General features: G+C 72.5%; 16 protein-coding genes. 8 read left to right on the top strand and 8 right to left on the bottom strand.

The window, feature by feature from the left end; all coding sequences use genetic code 11:
- Positions 1-8: 8 nt before the first annotated feature.
- The 6 genes from D9V36_RS42845 to D9V36_RS12670 form a co-directional block, all read right to left on the bottom strand.
- Entirely contained in the window at positions 9-95 is an 87-nt protein-coding gene (locus D9V36_RS42845; RefSeq protein ID WP_311624691.1) for a putative leader peptide, read from the bottom strand.
- Positions 88-2,031, bottom strand: coding sequence for an FAD-dependent monooxygenase (locus D9V36_RS12690; protein ID WP_129293867.1), 1,944 nt, complete (start codon positions 2,029-2,031; stop codon positions 88-90). Before D9V36_RS12690 ends, D9V36_RS42845 begins: the two co-directional genes overlap by 8 nt.
- Positions 2,032-2,246: 215 nt before the next feature.
- Positions 2,247-3,182, bottom strand: coding sequence for an amino acid ABC transporter permease (locus tag D9V36_RS12685; protein WP_129293866.1), 936 nt, complete (start codon positions 3,180-3,182; stop codon positions 2,247-2,249).
- A 73-nt stretch (positions 3,183-3,255) separates the two neighbouring features.
- Entirely contained in the window at positions 3,256-3,903 is a 648-nt protein-coding gene (locus D9V36_RS12680) for an amino acid ABC transporter permease (protein WP_129293865.1), read from the bottom strand.
- A gap of 128 nt (positions 3,904-4,031) precedes the next feature.
- Positions 4,032-4,940 carry a glutamate ABC transporter substrate-binding protein gene (locus D9V36_RS12675; RefSeq protein ID WP_129293864.1) on the bottom strand — a complete coding sequence of 303 codons (909 nt, stop codon included), beginning with the start codon at positions 4,938-4,940 and terminating at the stop codon, positions 4,032-4,034.
- Between the two features lie 56 nt (positions 4,941-4,996).
- Entirely contained in the window at positions 4,997-5,782 is a 786-nt protein-coding gene (locus tag D9V36_RS12670; protein ID WP_129293863.1) for an amino acid ABC transporter ATP-binding protein, read from the bottom strand.
- A 276-nt stretch (positions 5,783-6,058) separates the two neighbouring features.
- On the opposite strand from D9V36_RS12670, the gene D9V36_RS12665 reads away from it, so the two are divergent.
- The 3 genes from D9V36_RS12665 to D9V36_RS12655 all read left to right on the top strand — a co-directional run bounded on the left by D9V36_RS12665 (position 6,059) and on the right by D9V36_RS12655 (position 8,747).
- Positions 6,059-6,799, top strand: a complete 741-nt coding sequence (locus D9V36_RS12665; protein ID WP_129293862.1) for a response regulator transcription factor — start codon at positions 6,059-6,061, stop codon at positions 6,797-6,799.
- A gap of 16 nt (positions 6,800-6,815) precedes the next feature.
- Positions 6,816-8,231 (top strand): sensor histidine kinase, encoded by a 1,416-nt coding sequence (locus tag D9V36_RS12660; RefSeq protein ID WP_129293861.1) that lies wholly within the window; start codon positions 6,816-6,818, stop codon positions 8,229-8,231.
- Positions 8,232-8,543: 312 nt separating this feature from the next.
- Positions 8,544-8,747: a cold-shock protein gene (locus D9V36_RS12655; protein ID WP_006602702.1), complete on the top strand. Its 204-nt coding sequence runs from the start codon at positions 8,544-8,546 to the stop codon at positions 8,745-8,747.
- A gap of 132 nt (positions 8,748-8,879) precedes the next feature.
- On the opposite strand, the gene D9V36_RS12650 is transcribed toward D9V36_RS12655, so the two are convergent.
- Positions 8,880-9,875 (bottom strand): TAXI family TRAP transporter solute-binding subunit, encoded by a 996-nt coding sequence (locus D9V36_RS12650; RefSeq protein ID WP_129293860.1) that lies wholly within the window; start codon positions 9,873-9,875, stop codon positions 8,880-8,882.
- A gap of 303 nt (positions 9,876-10,178) precedes the next feature.
- Here D9V36_RS12650 and D9V36_RS12645 point away from each other — a divergent pair, with 303 nt between their 5' ends.
- From D9V36_RS12645 to D9V36_RS12635, 3 genes are all read left to right on the top strand, one after another.
- On the top strand, positions 10,179-10,721 hold the full coding sequence (locus tag D9V36_RS12645) for a DoxX family protein (RefSeq protein WP_129298374.1): 543 nt from the start codon (positions 10,179-10,181) through the stop codon (positions 10,719-10,721).
- 89 nt (positions 10,722-10,810) lie between these two features.
- On the top strand, positions 10,811-12,325 hold the full coding sequence (gene miaB / locus D9V36_RS12640) for a tRNA (N6-isopentenyl adenosine(37)-C2)-methylthiotransferase MiaB (RefSeq protein WP_129293859.1): 1,515 nt from the start codon (positions 10,811-10,813) through the stop codon (positions 12,323-12,325).
- 89 nt (positions 12,326-12,414) lie between these two features.
- Positions 12,415-13,125: a class III extradiol dioxygenase subunit B-like domain-containing protein gene (locus D9V36_RS12635; protein ID WP_129293858.1), complete on the top strand. Its 711-nt coding sequence runs from the start codon at positions 12,415-12,417 to the stop codon at positions 13,123-13,125.
- Between the two features lie 125 nt (positions 13,126-13,250).
- On the opposite strand, the gene D9V36_RS40910 is transcribed toward D9V36_RS12635, so the two are convergent.
- Positions 13,251-13,661 (bottom strand): hypothetical protein, encoded by a 411-nt coding sequence (locus D9V36_RS40910; RefSeq protein ID WP_164992942.1) that lies wholly within the window; start codon positions 13,659-13,661, stop codon positions 13,251-13,253.
- Positions 13,662-13,844: 183 nt separating this feature from the next.
- Between D9V36_RS40910 and miaA the strand changes: the two genes are divergently transcribed.
- Positions 13,845-14,783, top strand: a complete 939-nt coding sequence (gene miaA / locus D9V36_RS12625; protein ID WP_129293857.1) for a tRNA (adenosine(37)-N6)-dimethylallyltransferase MiaA — start codon at positions 13,845-13,847, stop codon at positions 14,781-14,783.
- 108 nt (positions 14,784-14,891) lie between these two features.
- Positions 14,892-15,407, top strand: a complete 516-nt coding sequence (locus tag D9V36_RS12620) for a hypothetical protein (RefSeq protein ID WP_129298373.1) — start codon at positions 14,892-14,894, stop codon at positions 15,405-15,407.
- The last annotated feature ends 35 nt before the right edge of the window (positions 15,408-15,442 follow it).

Genomic DNA, 15,442 nt, shown 5'->3' with positions numbered 1-15,442 from the left:
GCTGCGGATCAACAGGACGGACGACACATGCAGCCCGCATAGCGGAGCAGGTCGAGATGGACCCTCCGCCAGAATCGCGAGCTGTGGTCAGTCATCCTCGGAGTGAAGCATGGACGTTCGCGCAGGGTCAACCGCAGAAGCCCGGCTCTCCGCGGCTCCGCCCGCCCCCGGCCCACCCTCCCCGCCGTCACTCACCCAGGCTCCACCCTTACCGCTTCCACCTTCCCCGGGCGCACCCGAACCGGGCGCACCCGAACCGAGCTCACCCGCACCGGCTCCCCCCTGCCCGGCTCCGCCGTCCCGGGACACCCCCAAGTCGCCGGCCTCCTCGGGTCGCCGGGCCCGGCCGGGTTCCGCCCCCTGCCCGTACTCCCTGCCCCGTACCGCGTCCGCGCAGGCGGCCATCTCGGCCGGCCGGACCCCCGACAGCGCGGTGACCAGATGGCCGTCCGGCCGTACGAGCAGCACGGTGTGCGCGGCCGCACCCGGATAGGCCTCGGTGACCAGGATCTCGGCGGCCATCGGCAGCGCGTCGACCGCTTCGGTCAACCGGGGCATCAGGCCCGCCGACTGCCAGTGCCGCCGGTCCCAGACACCGGTGCCGGGCGCCACCAGCACCACCAGGAGGCCCTGCCCGAGCCGGTCGCGCAGCCGGACCACCGAGCCGTCGGACGCGGTCACCGGCACATCCGTGACGGCCGCGCCGGGAGGCGTCTCGACGACGGGGCCGGTCACGGGCGGCGCGAGCGGGGTGCGGGCGTACACCGGTGGCGCGCCCAGCGGGCCGCGGCTGAGATGGCCGTCGGTGAGCAGGGTGCTGCGGCCGCGCACCGCGCCCGGGAGCACCGTCCGCCAGCGGGCCGAGCGGCCGTCGCGCAGCAGCGGCAGTGCCTGGTCCGCGGCGCGCAGCCGGGCCGCGACCGCGCCGCGGCGCTCGGCCTGGTAGCTGTCGAGCAGGACATCGGAGGCGCCGTGGTGCCAGGCCAGGCCCAGCTTCCAGGCGAGGTTCTCGGCGTCCCGCAGCCCCTCGTCGAGGCCCTGGGTGCCGAGGGCGCCCAGCAGATGGGCGGCGTCCCCGGCGAGGAAGGCGCGGCCCCGGCGCCAGCGCCGGGCCAGCCGGTGGTGGACGGTGTGCACCCCGGTGTCGAGGAGTTCGTACGGCGGGACCAGCCGCCCGTGGCCGCGCCCCCGTGCGGGCGCCGCGCCGCCGTCCGCGCCGGTCGCCCCGGCCGGGTCCGCCGGGGGTTCGGTGGTCCAGCCCGCCAGCGAGTCGCGGATCCGGGCGACCAGGGCGTCCGGTGTGACCAGTTCGCGCCCCGGTGGCAGCAGCCAGTCCAGCCGCCAGATGCCGTCGGGCAGCGGGCGGGCGGACACCTCGCTGCCCGGTGCGCCGCCGTGCCGGGGCGGCGAGCGGTGCAGCAGCGCCTCGCCGGGCCACGGGAGCTCGCAGCGCAGCGCGGCGACCGCGTGCCGTTCCACTGCCGTACGCCCCGGGAAGCGGACGTCCAGCAGCTTGCGGACCGTCGAGCGGGGGCCGTCACAGCCGATCAGGTAACTCCCGCGCCACCACGTCCCGTTGGCGCCCCGGGTGTGGGCGCTGACGCCCTGCTCGTCCTGTTCGAGGCCGGCGAGCCGGCTGCCGGTGACGATCTCGGCGAGCTTTTCGTGGGCGAGTGCGGCGCGCAGCGCGCGGGTGAGGGCATGCTGCGGCAGATGGACCGGGGACACGGCGGTGGCGGGGGCGGCGCCGTCCGGGGTCTGCGGGGCGAAGGCGATGCGTTCCAGCAGGCGCCGGCGGCGCATCGTGCGCCAGGCCGTCCACCGGGTGCCGGCGCTCTCCAGGCTGTCCGCACAGCCGAGCCGGCCGATGAAGGCGGCGGTGTCCTGGTGGAGCACCGCGGTGCGGGCGGGCCGGGTGTCCTCCTGGCCGGCGGTCTCGTCGAGGACGACGCTGGGCACGCCGAGGCGGGCGAGGGCGAGGGAGAGGGAGAGGCCGACCGGGCCGGCACCGACCACGATCACCGGGTCCACGGCGCAGCTCCCCGGGACCGCTGGTGCGTACGGGACAGACGGAAACTGGCAGTTGGAACCCGGTGCGTGATCACACAGCGTATGCAACCCACTGCGACCGCTCGCGTCAAGTGACGGAGGCGGTGGCAGCGGTGCCACCGCCTCCGGACGGTCTCATCTCGGCCGCGCGGCGGCCGCGCGCCGTCAGGGCGGCGCGGGGGCGCCGCGGCCTGCGCTCAGTCCTGCGGGGCCGCCGGCTTGTCCGGTACCGCGTCGGCCACCTCCAGCGCGTCGCCGGCGGCCACCGGCTCGCCCGCCGCGGCCACCTTGATGCCGGTCCTGGCCCGGCTGCCGCGCCGCTCGATCCAGTTGGCGAGGGAGGACAGCGCCAGGCACATCGCGACGTAGAGGGCGCCGGTCACGATGATGAACGGCACGTAGGTGTCGTTGCCGTTGACGAGGATGTTGGTGCTCATCTGGCGGGCGGTGAAGAGCAGTTCCTCGAAGGTGATGATGTAGCCCAGCGAGGTGTCCTTCAGGGTCACCACGAGCTGGCTGATGATCGTCGGGAGCATCGCGCGGACGGCCTGCGGGAGCAGTACCGTCGTCATGACCTGGGTCTTGGTCATACCGAGTGCGTAGGCGGCCTCGCGCTGTCCCGCGGGGACGGAGTTGACGCCGGCCCGGAGCACCTCGGCCTGGACCGAGCCGTTGTAGACCGTCAGCCCGATGACCAGTGCCCAGAACTGCGGCCCGTCCTCGCCGAGGCCGAGGCTTTCGCGGCTGGTCAGGAGCGCCACCCACAGCGCGTAGATCGTGATCAGCAGCGGGACGGCGCGGAAGAGCTCGATGAAGCCGGTCGCCAGCCAGCGGACCGGCTTGTGGTCCGACAGCCGGGCCACCGCGAGCAGCACGCCCAGGACCAGCGACAGCACCGCCGCGACCGCGAAGACCTGAAGTGTCGTCAGGACGCCGTCGCGGATGTTGGTCCGCACTCCGGCGTTGTTGAAGATGTTCCACACCTCGGGTTCGAGCTGGCCCTTGGTGTTGAGCCGGACCACGGCGAACACGAGCAGTCCCAGCATCGCGAGCGCACCGCAGACGCCGTAGATGCGGTTGCGTGTCCTCGCCTTCGGCCCGGGTACGTCGTAGAGAACGCTGGCGCCGCTCATGCCCTTACCTCACTAGTTTCCGCCCCGCCTGCGCGCGGCACCCGTGTCGTCCCGTCCGGCCTCCCGCGCCCGTTCACCGCACGACCCCCATCCGGCGCTCCAGCACCCGGAAGGCGCCGCTGATGGCGAAGGTGATGACGAGGTAGGCGAGTGCCGTCCACAGGAAGATCCAGGCGATCGCGTACCCCTTGTCGTTGAGCAGCTTGGAGACGTTGAACAACTCGCCGTACCCGAACGCTCCGGCGATGGCGGAGTTCTTCGTCAGCGCGATGAAGATGCTGCTGAGCGGTGCCAGTACGGTGCGCGTGGCCTGGGGGAGCACTATCTCGCGCAGCGTCTGGGAGAACGTCATGCCGATGCTGCGCGCGGCCTCCGCCTGGCCCAGCGGCACGGTGTTGATGCCGGACCGCACCGCCTCGCAGACGAAGGAGGAGGTGTAGAAGCCGAGGGCCAGGGTGGCCAGGACGTACGGGCTGGCGCCGCGGAAGAGCACCTGGGGGACGACGAAGAACGCGACCAGGAAGAGCAGCGTCAGCGGGGTGTTGCGCAGCACCGTGACCCAGGCCGTGCCGAAGGCGCGCAGCGGCGGGACCGGAGACACCCGGAAGCCGGCTATGGCAACGCCGAGGACCAGGGCGAGCAGCGCGCTGGACGCGGTGATCGCCAGGGTTCCGAGGAACCCGTCCCGGAACTCGGGCAGGTAATCGAGGAGTACGTTCATGGGGTCTCCGCGGTAGCGGTCGGGTCGACGGCGGGAAGAGGAGCAAAGGGGGCGCGCGGAAGACACCGCGCCCCGTACACCCGCCGCGGCGGGCGTACGGGGCGGCGCGGTCCGGTGGGCGGGGTGCCTCAGTCGCGCGGGAGCGGGGTCTGGGGGGCCTTGAAGGGCGAACCGGACTTGCCGAGCGTGCCCTTGTAGGCCTTCTCGTAGTCGCCGTTCTTGATGTGGTTCTCCAGCGCCTCGGTGATGGCGGTGCGCAGGGCCTTGTCGTCCTTGCGCATACCGACGCCGTAGGGCTCCTTGGTGAACGGCTTGCCGACGACCCGGAGCTGGCTGGGGCGCTGTGCCGCGTAGCCCTTGAGGATCGCGTCGTCGGTGGTGACCGCCTGCACCTGGCCGTCCACGAGGTTCTTGACGCAGTCCGAGTACTTCGACTGCTCGCTGGTGTTCGCGCCGTACTTCGGCTTCTTGATCTCCTGCAGCGGAGTCGAGCCGACGATCGAGCAGACCTTCTTGCCCTTGAGGGATTCCGGGCCGGTGATGGACTTGTCGTCCCTGCGCACCAGGAGGTCCGCGCCGGCGGTGTAATACGGGCCCGCGAAGCCGACCTGCTTCTTGCGCTCGTCGTTGATCGTGTAGGTACCGACGTAGTAGTCGACCTGGCCGCGGGAGATGGTGGTCTCACGGACGTTGGAGTCGATCGTCTTGTACTCGATCTGCTTCTCGGAGAAGCCCAGGTCGGCGGCGACCATCTTGGCGATCTCGATGTCGAAGCCGGAGTACTTGCCGGCGGTGTCCTTGAAGCCCAGGAACGGCTGGTCGGCCTTCACACCGATGACGATCTTCTTGGCCTTCTGGGCCTTCTTCAGCACCGGGGAGTCGATCTTCGGTGCCGAGGCGACCTTGTAGGTGCCGCTGAAGACCTCTCCGCCGGCCGGCTTGTCGCCCGCCGTTCCCTTGTCGCCGCCGCACGCAGTCGCCGTGGCCGCCAGCGCGAGCACCACCGCACCGGCCGCAGCCGTTTGACGCATCCTCATGGTGAACATCCTTTGGTTCAGCAAATGTTGGCAATGACGGTGGCCCGACTGCGGCCTCAGTGGTGGAGGATCTTCGACAGGAAGTCCTTGGCGCGGTCGCTGCGCGGGTTGTTGAAGAACTGGTTCGGCTCGGCCTCTTCGACGATGCGGCCGTCCGCCATGAAGACGACCCGGTTCGCTGCGGAGCGCGCGAACCCCATCTCATGGGTGACCACGATCATCGTCATGCCGTCCCGGGCGAGCTGCTGCATCACATCCAGCACCTCGTTGATCATTTCCGGGTCGAGCGCGGACGTCGGCTCGTCGAACAGCATCACCTTCGGGTCCATCGCCAGCGCACGGGCGATCGCCACCCGCTGCTGCTGACCGCCGGAGAGCTGTGCGGGGTACTTGTCCGCCTGGGTGCCGACGCCGACCCGGTCGAGCAGGGTACGGGCCTTCGCCATGGCCTCGGCCTTGTCCGTCTTGCGGACCTTGGTCTGCCCCAGCATCACGTTCTCGAGCACCGTCTTGTGCGCGAAGAGATTGAAGGACTGGAAGACCATGCCCACGTCGGCGCGCAGCCGGGCCAGCTCCCGTCCCTCCTGCGGCAACGGCTTCCCGTCGATCGTGATGCTGCCGCTGTCTATGGTCTCCAGGCGGTTGATCGTGCGGCAGAGCGTCGACTTGCCCGAGCCCGAGGGCCCGATCACGACGACGACCTCGCCGCGGTGGATCGTCAGGTCGATGTCCTGGAGCACGTGCAGCGCGCCGAAGTGCTTGTTCACGTGGTCCAGCACGACCAGCCGGTCCGCTGCCGGCGCGGGACCCTCGGCGTTCTTGGTCACCGATACTTCGCTCATCGGCGGGTAGCTCCGTCCTCCTCGGTTGGGAGGACAGTAATGACGCCCTGCGACAAGCGTCATTACTTCTGAGGGGAACTTGAGGATAACGATCCGGCCGCAAACGGACACTCTGCGTCAGGCGGGGTGGCCGCGGGGCGACGCCGGCCCGGCCCCGCGGGCGTACCGGCTGGGTAACGGATGGCGGCCAGGAGGTGGCCTCCTCTTGACGCGCATGCCTCGTATCGCCGTAGATGCCCTGTGGCCCGTACGCACGCACCCCGGAAGGAGACCCGCATGAGACTGCTGCTCGTCGAGGACGACGATCATGTCGCCGCGGCCCTGTCCGCGGTGCTGGCCAAGCACGGCCTGTCCGTCGTCCACGCACGCAACGGCGAGGAGGCGCTCAAGGCCCTGCTGCCCGCCCATGCGGAGCCGTTCGCGGTGGTGCTGCTCGACCTCGGACTGCCCGACCAGGACGGCTTCGAGGTGTGCGGCCGGATCCGCAAGATCTGCGCCACCCCGGTCATCATGGTCACCGCGCGGTCCGATGTGCGCTCGCGCATCCACGGCCTCAACCTGGGCGCCGACGACTATGTCGTCAAGCCGTACGACACCGGTGAGCTGCTGGCCCGTATCCATGCGGTGAGCCGGCGGGGCGTGCCCGGCGGTGCCGAGCAGCCTGCCGACGAGAGCGTCCCCGGCGAGGCGCTGTATCTGGGCGCGGTCACCGTCGAACTCCCCACCCGTCAGGTGTCCGTGGACGGCGCCGCGGTCCCGCTCACCCGCAAGGAGTTCGACCTGCTGGCGCTGCTCGCCCAACGGCCCGGTGTGGTCTTCCGCCGGGAACAGATCATCAGCGAGGTGTGGCGCACGAGTTGGGAGGGCACCGGCCGGACCCTGGAGGTCCATATCGCCTCACTCCGCGCCAAGCTGCGGATGCCCGCCCTGATCGAGACGGTGCGCGGCGTCGGCTACCGTCTGGTCGTCCCGGCCGCCGGCGCGGGGCGGCGGCTGCCCGCCTCCCCGGCCTCCTGAAGGCCGCCGCTGCCAGGTGCGCACCCGACTCCTCCCTCTCCTCATCGTCCTCATGGCCGGTGTGCTGCTGGCGCTGGGCGTCCCGCTGGGCGTCATCACGGCCGGTGTGGAGCAGCAGCGGGTGGTCGTCGACCGGATCGACGACGCCGCGCGCTTCGCCTCCCTCGCCCAGTTCGTCACCGCCCGCCCCGCCACGGACACCGACAGCAAGACCCCGGAGGAGGACGAGCGGCTGGCCACCCTCCGTACCGAACTCGCGCGCTACTACGGCCTCTACGGCATCCGGGCCGGCGTCTTCTACCGCGATCACACCCCGATGGCCGCCGCCCCGGCCGGTATGCCGGTGCCCCGCGACGGCGAGGGCGCTCAGGCCTTCCGTGAGGCGCTGGCGGGCCGTCGCAGCCACGATCCGCACCAGATCTGGCCCGGGGACGACACCGGACGCATCCCGGTCGCCTCCCCGGTGATCCGCGACGGCGATGTGGTCGCCGTGGTGATGACCGACTCGCCCACCGGACACCTGCGCGCCGGTGTCCTGCGCAGCTGGCTGCTGATCGCGGCCGGGGAGTGCGCGGCCATGCTCGTCGCCGTCGCCGCGGCCTTCCGCCTCACCGGCTGGGTGCTGCGGCCGGTACGCGTCCTGGACACGGCCAGCCACGACATCGCCACCGGCCGGATGAACGCCCGCGTGGCGGCCACCGCAGGACCGCCCGAACTGCGCCGGCTGGCCCGCTCGTTCAACGAGATGGCCGACCATGTCGAGGACGTCCTGGAGCAGCAGCGCGCCTTCGTCGCCGACGCCTCCCATCAACTGCGCAACCCGCTGTCCGCGCTGCTGCTGCGCATCGAGCTGCTCGCCCTCGAACTCCCCGACGGCAACGCGGAGATCGCCTCGGTCCGCACCGAGGGCAAGCGGCTGGCCCGTGTCCTGGACGATCTGCTCGACCTCGCGCTGGCCGAACACACCGCCGCCGACCTCCAGCTCACCGATGTCGCGGCGCTGGCCGCCGAACGCGTCGACTCCTGGCGCCCGCTGGCCGACGACAAGGGGGTCCTCCTGGCCTACGAGGGCCAGCGCGCCGTCACCGGCTGGGCCGACCCGGTCGCGCTGTCCAGCGCGCTGGACGCCGTCGTCGACAACGCCCTGAAGTTCACCCCGGAGGGCCGGCCGGTCACCGTCGGTGTCGCGGCGTCGGGCGAGCGCGTCCAGGTCACCGTCGCCGACCGCGGCCCCGGCCTGACCGATGACGAGCTCGCCCGGATCGGTGACCGCTTCTGGCGCAGCGGCCGCCACCAGAACGTCTCCGGCTCCGGGCTCGGCCTCTCGATCACCCGCGCCCTGCTCACCGCGGGCGGCGCCACCATCGCCTACGCCCCGCACCCGCCGCACGGGCTGAAGGTCACGGTCACCGTGCCGCGCACCGGCCCGTGACGGCGCCCGTGACGGGCGGGCGTGTACGGGACGCGGGGGCGGCGGGCCCGGCAGGCCGGGCAGCGGGCACGGCCTGCCGGGGTGCGGGCCGGGCTGCGGGCGGCGGGGCGCGGTCCGCCGGGCCTGCCCGGCACCTGTGCTACCGTGAACGGCGTTGCAGTTGTGGTACCCATGATGAACTTTGTGCGCGCCCGGAGGCTGGATGCCCCGGGCGTTCCTTGTTTCCGGACCTGTTCCGGTGTGGGGCAATCATCTCGGCGACAAGGAGGCCGCGCAGTGTGGTCTCCGGTTTGCCCCATGAAGGAGAAAAACATGGCTTCCGGCACCGTCAAGTGGTTCAACTCGGAAAAGGGCTTCGGCTTCATCGAGCAGGACGGCGGCGGCCCCGACGTCTTCGCCCACTACTCGAACATCGCCGCCCAGGGCTTCCGTGAGCTCCTCGAGGGCCAGAAGGTCACCTTCGACGTGACCCAGGGCCCGAAGGGCCCGCAGGCGGAGAACATCGTCGCCGCCTGACGCTCTCGCGTCCCGTGATCGGGGCCCGCACCGGTCCGTCCGGTGCGGGCCCCGGTCCGTTCGCGGACCCGGTGGACTCGGCGCTTCCGGCCCGGTGCTCCCGGCCCGGTGCTCCCGCTCAGCGCTCCCGGCTCACGGCTTCTGGGACAGGTAATAGCGCCGGGCGCCCTCGTGGAGCTCCAGCGGATCGGTGAACACCGCCGTCCGCAGATCCACCTTCTGCGCGGCATGGACCTGGCGCCCGATCGAGTCCCGGCTGCCGATGACCGTACGGGTGATGCCCTGGGCCGTCACCGGATCCTCCCGGTCGGTCGTGACCAGCAGATTCGCCACCGCGATCGTCTTCACCGCCTGCCCGTCCTGGGCCAGGGGATAGGCATCGGCGGGCAGCACCGCCGCCCGGTAGTAGCGGGTCCGCTCGCCCTGCCGGTGCAGTGCCGGGCTGAGATCACCGAGCTGGACCAGCCGCACCGGGAAGCGCTGTGCCAGGCGCTGCACGGCCGTCGTCGGCAGCCCGCCGGACCAGAAGAAGGCATCCAGCTTGTGCTGCTCCAGCAGCTTGGGCATCTGGTCGATGCCGACCCGCACCGGCCGGATGTCCTCGTGGAAGTCCAGCCCGGCCGCCTCCACCAGCCGCCGGGTGACCAGCTGGACCCCGGAGTCGTCGGTTCCCACCCCCACCCGCAGCCCCCGCAGGTCCTTCGTCGAGCGCACCGCGGACTTCTTCGGCACCACCAGCTGCATGTAGTCGTCGTACAGCCGGGCGCAGGCCCGCAGCCGGTCCGCGCCCGGCTCACCCCTGACCTCGTAGGTGGCGACCGCGTCGGCCGTCGCGATCGCGAAGTCCGCGCGCCCGGAGACCAGTTGCCGCAGATTGTCGATGGAGCCCTCGGTGCGGGCCAGCCGCAGATCGACATCCGGCAGGTCGTGCGCCAGATCCTGCTTCAGCAGCTCCCCGTACCGTGCGTACACACCGGTCGGTACGCCCGTCGCCAGCGTCAGCGACCCGTGGGGCGCGGGCTCCCCGCCCATCGTCAGCAGCCACCACAGCGCCAGTCCGAGGGCGACCAGTGCCGCGACCGCCGCCTGGAAGACCCGGCGGCCGGTGCGGGAGAGAGCTGTGACCATGGGCGGGATCCTGCCAGTACCGCGGCGGGAAAGGGAGGGGCAGAACCTCCTGACGGGAGGTGCGGCACCCGGAGGGGCGCCCGGTGTGCGACCGCCCTTTGCAGACGGCGCTTCGCGTAGCACGATCGATGGTGGAGGTGCATCCTCCCGATCTCTCGACGTAGCGGGGACCTGGCACGTCTCCCACCGCGCGCCGACCGGCGCGCACCCCACTCGCTCCCCTCCACCTCGAGCGCACCGGCGCCGGTGTCCGACACCGCGGCCCTGACGCGCCGGTGCGGGAAACGAGTCATCGTGAAACCGCTGAAACCGCCCACCGAGCCGCGGACCGATGCCCACGCCAGGCCCGACGCTCTCCGCTCACCGCCGCTCGCCGCCGACCTCGGCCTGCTCCTCCTGCGTCTGACCGTGGGGCTGATCATGGCCGGACACGGCGCCCAGAAACTCTTCGGGATCTTCGGCGGCCACGGCCTCGCCGCCACCGGCAAGGGCTTCGCCGCCCTCGGCTACCGCCCCGGACAGTTCTTCGCCTGCCTCGCCGGAGTCTCGGAATTCCTCGGCGGCCTCGGCCTCGCCGTGGGGCTGCTCACGCCCCTCGCGGCCGCCGCACTCATCGGAGTGATGATCAACGCCATGGCCGTGTCGGCGCCCAAGGGGCTCTGGGAGATGACCGGCGGTATCGAATACCCCCTGACCATCGCCGTCGTCGCGCTGGCCGTCGCGGCCACCGGACCCGGCCGCTTCGCGCTCGACCGCCCCTTCCGCTGGGGGCACGGCGGCCTCGGCAGCGCGGCCTTCGCGTTGGTGGCGGGTGGTGTCGGCGCCGCCATCGTGCTGGCCTTGTGAGGCGGGCCGCCCGCGTCACCCCACCCGGGGCTGCCGGATCCCAAGACTCCGCGGCGGGAGGTACTTCCCGTACCGCCTACCCTTGTTGCATGACCAGCAGCGACCGGAGCCAGGCAGTGGGCGTGAACAAGAGTTACGAGATCCGCACCTACGGGTGCCAGATGAACGTCCACGACTCCGAGCGGTTGTCGGGCCTGCTGGAAGAGGCCGGATACGTCCCCGCGCCCAAGGACGGCGACGGCGCCGACGTGGTGGTCTTCAACACCTGCGCGGTGCGGGAGAACGCCGACAACCGCCTCTACGGCAACCTCGGCCAGCTCGCCCCGAAGAAGGCCGCGCGCCCGGGTATGCAGATCGCCGTGGGCGGCTGCCTGGCCCAGAAGGACCGCGACACCATCGTCAGGAAGGCCCCCTGGGTCGACGTGGTCTTCGGGACGCACAACATCGGCAAGCTGCCGGTGCTGCTGGAGCGTGCCCGCATCCAGGAAGAGGCCCAGGTCGAGATCGCCGAATCGCTGGAGGCGTTCCCCTCGACCCTGCCCACCCGGCGCGAGAGCGCGTACGCGGCCTGGGTTTCGATCTCGGTGGGCTGCAACAACACCTGTACGTTCTGTATCGTCCCGGCGCTGCGCGGCAAGGAGAAGGACCGCCGGCCCGGCGACATCCTCGCCGAGATCGAGGCACTGGTCGCCGAGGGCGTCAGCGAGATCACCCTGCTCGGCCAGAACGTCAACGCCTACGGCTCCGACATCGGCGACCGCGAGGCCTTCAGCAAGCTGCTGCGCGCCTGCGGGCGGATCGAGGGCCTGGAGCGGGTCCGTTTCACCTCCCCGCACCCCCGTGACTTCACCGACGACGTCATCGCCGCCATGGCGGAGACGCCCAACGTCATGCCCCAGCTCCACATGCCGCTGCAGTCCGGCTCGGACACCGTGCTCAAGGCGATGCGCCGCTCGTACCGCCAGGAGCGCTTCCTCGGCATCATCGAGAAGGTGCGCGCCGCGATGCCGGACGCCGCGATCTCCACGGACATCATCGTCGGCTTCCCGGGCGAGACCGAGGAGGACTTCGAGCAGACCCTGCACACGGTCCGCGAGTCCCGTTTCACCCAGGCCTTCACTTTCCAGTACTCCAAGCGCCCCGGCACCCCGGCGGCCGACATGGAAGGGCAGATCCCCAAGGCCGTGGTCCAGGAGCGCTACGAGCGCCTGGTCGCCCTCCAGGAGGAGATCTCCTGGGAGGAGAACAAGAAGCAGGTCGGCCGCACCCTGGAGGTGCTGGTCGCCGAGGGCGAGGGCCGCAAGGACGAGGCGACCCACCGCCTGTCCGGCCGGGCCCCCGACAACCGCCTGGTGCACTTCACCCGCCCCGACGAGCCGGTCCGCCCCGGCGACACGGTGACCGTCGAGGTCACCTACGCCGCCCCGCACCACCTCCTGGCGGAGGGCCCGGCCAAGGCGGTCCGCCGCACCCGCGCCGGTGACGCCTGGGAGAAGCGCAACGCCGCGCCGTCGGAGAAGCCCCAGGGCGTGCTGCTGGGCCTGCCCACCATCGGGGCCCCGGCACCGAGCCCGGCGCCCACCGCCGGCTGCGGCTGCGACTGACGGCCGCGACCGCCCGGCTCCGTACCGGCCGCAGGGCGCCCTGCAGGGCGCCATGACCGGCCCGCAGCAGGGGCGTTACGCTGCGTGGCATGCTCGTAGCCGCCGCTGTCTGCCCCTGCCCGCCGCTCCTCGTCCCGGAGGTGGCCGCCGGGGCGGCGCCCGAACTCGATGCGCTGCGTGCCGCCTGCCTGGACGCGATCGGTGTGCTCGCCGCGGCCCGCCCCGACCTGCTGGTCGTCGTCGGCCCGTCCGGCGAGGCCGGCCGGGGCACGCACCCGCAGGGCGCCGCCGGCTCCTTCCGCGGCTTCGGGGTGGATCTGGAGGTGCGGCTGGGCGCCGCGGAGACCGTGCCGGAGCGGGCGCTCCCGCCGTCGCTGGCGGTCGGCGCCTGGCTGCTGTCGCATACGGACCGGGCCGATGTCCGCGTGGAGGCGCTGGGGGTGGCCGAGTCGCTGCCCCGCGACCGTGCGCTGTCGGCGGGCCGGGAGCTCGCGGCCTCCGCGCCCCGGGTGGCCCTGCTGGTGATGGGCGACGGCAGCGCCTGCCGGACGGTGAAGGCGCCCGGCTACTTCGACGAGCGGGCCGAGGCCTTCGACGCGGCCGCGGCCCGCGCCCTGGGCACCGCCGACACCGAGGCGCTGGCCGCCCTGGACGAGGGGCCGGCCGCCGCCCTCCAGGCGTCCGGACGGGCCTGCTGGCAGGTGCTGGCGGGCGCGGCCGAGGACGCGGGCCTGAGCGGACGGCTGCTGTGCGAGGAGGCCCCGTACGGCGTGGGCTACTTCGTGGCGTCCTGGTCGTAACGCGGAATCGAGGGCGGGTACGGCGGCACCGAGAGCGGGTACGGCGACGGCCGCGGGGCACTTAACCCCGCGGCCGTCGAGCTCCGTACGGTCCGTACGGTCCGTACGGTGCGCACGCCGGGCTGCTACTGCCGTGCGCTCTCGCTGTCCGCGGCGGCCTCGGCCGACTGCTGCCGGGGGATGCCGGCGCTCTCACCGCTCTTTTCGCCGGCCTTCTCACCGGCCTTCTCCGCCGGCGGACCGTCGCCGGCCGCCGCTTCGGCCGCAGTCCCTCCGGACGCTTCCGGGGCCGCCGGCCCGGGCGCCGCGGCCTCGCCCTCGTCCGCGCGGGAGTCCTCCGCACCGGAGTCCGCGGCCTCCCCGGCGGCTCCGGCTCCGGCCGCCTCCGCGGCCTCCGGAACGACCGCCCCCGCCGGCCCCTCCGCAGGCTCCTCCACCTCCGCCGGCCGCTCCGCCCCGGCCGTCACCGCCGCGGCGGAGAGCTCCTCCGCCGACGCTTCGGACCTACGGCGGCGAAACCGCGAAAACACGCCCATAACTGCTCCTACGCTCTTCAGATGGCGGCATCCCGTGCCGCCGGGGAACGGTCCCTCGCGCCGCCCGCGGGCGCCGGTGGGGCGCACCGGCCACTCGGGACCTCGCAACAGGCAACGACCCCATCGGTTGCCCGTCACGTCGCTCGTTCGGGACGGGGGTGTGATGTTTGCGAGACTGGCGGGGTGAACACCGTCGTTCCCGCTCCGCGGGTCATCGCCGTCGTCGGTCCCACCGCGGCCGGAAAGTCCGATCTGGGCGTCGCGCTCGCACAGCACGTGGGGGGCGAGGTCATCAATGCCGACTCCATGCAGCTCTACCGCGGCATGGACATCGGCACCGCCAAACTCACGCCCGAGGAGCAGCAGGGTGTCCCGCACCGCCTCCTGGACATCTGGGACGTGACCTGCGCCGCCAGCGTCGCCGAGTACCAGCGGCTGGCCCGGGCCGAGATCGACCGGCTGCTCGCCGAGGGCCGCACCCCGGTCCTCGTCGGCGGCTCCGGCCTGTATGTACGCGGCGCGATCGACGCCCTGGACTTCCCCGGCACCGACCCGGAGGTGCGCGCCCGGCTGGAGGCCGAACTGGCCGCACAGGGCAGCGGCCCCCTCCACGCCCGGCTCGCCGCCGCCGATCCCGAGGCGGGCCGCGCGATCCTGGCGAGCAACGGCCGTCGGATCGTGCGCGCCCTGGAGGTCATCGAGATCACCGGCCGCCCCTTCACCGCCAACCTCCCCGGCCACGAAGCGGTCTACGACACCCTGCAGATCGGCGTCGATGTCGCGCGCCCCGAGCTCGACGAGCGGATCGCCCGCCGGGTCGACCGCATGTGGGAGGCGGGCCTGGTCGACGAGGTGCGCCGGCTGGAGGGCCAGGGGCTGCGCGAGGGGCGTACGGCCTCGCGGGCGCTCGGCTATCAGCAGGTGCTGGCCCAGCTGGCGGGGGAGTGCACGGAGCAGGAGGCGCGCGATGAGACGGTGCGCGCCACCAAGCGCTTCGCGCGCCGCCAGGACTCGTGGTTCCGCCGGGACCCGCGGGTCCACTGGCTCAGCGGCGCCGCCGAGCACCGCACGGAACTTCCCGGGCAGGCGCTGGCGTTGCTCGAACGACCGGTCACAGCCTGATCACGTCATGGCATCGGGACGCTCCGGCCGTCATCCGGGCCCCTGAGGGCGTGTCATCATCGACCTTCGATCGAGGCGTGCAGTCTGCAGTGGGGAGGGCGCGTGGCAATGGAGGCCGGCCCTCGCAACCGAGCGCAGCAACCGGACGGCGGCAGTGACCCTGCACCCCTGACCGACGACGGTCCGGATGCCCAAGGCGGCCTGTCCGGCGCCGTGCCCGCCACGGACAGCCTGGACGACTCCGACGCCCCGGACTCCGGCACCGACGGCCCCGGTGAGGGCGGCGAGTCCTTCCGGGAGCTGCGCCCGCCACGCCGGCTGCGGCTGTGGCAGCTGGCGCCGATCGTCGCGCTCGCGGTCCTCGGCTCGCTGATGTTCGCCTTCCCCCTCGCCTTCGAGCTCGGCGGCGACGGCGGTGCGATGATCGCGATGCTCGGCCTGCTGCTGTGCTGCTGCGCGGCCGGCTGGGGCATGATGGCCGCCCGCCGCGTCGGCCACACCTGGCCCGGCCTCCCGGTACCCGGCTCCGGCCGCCGCGCCGACTGGCGCGTGGTGCTGCTCTACGCCCTCGTGGTGGCCGTCCCGGCCTCGCTGGCCATCTGGCGCGTGGCCCGGCTGCGCTGAACCGGGGCGGGGTCTCCCCTCTCCACGGGCGGCTC

Source organism: Streptomyces lydicus (assembly GCF_004125265.1).
Lineage (GTDB): Bacteria > Actinomycetota > Actinomycetes > Streptomycetales > Streptomycetaceae > Streptomyces > Streptomyces lydicus_C.
Note: the sequence above shows the minus strand (reverse complement) of the source record. Positions and strands in the feature narration are given on the sequence as shown.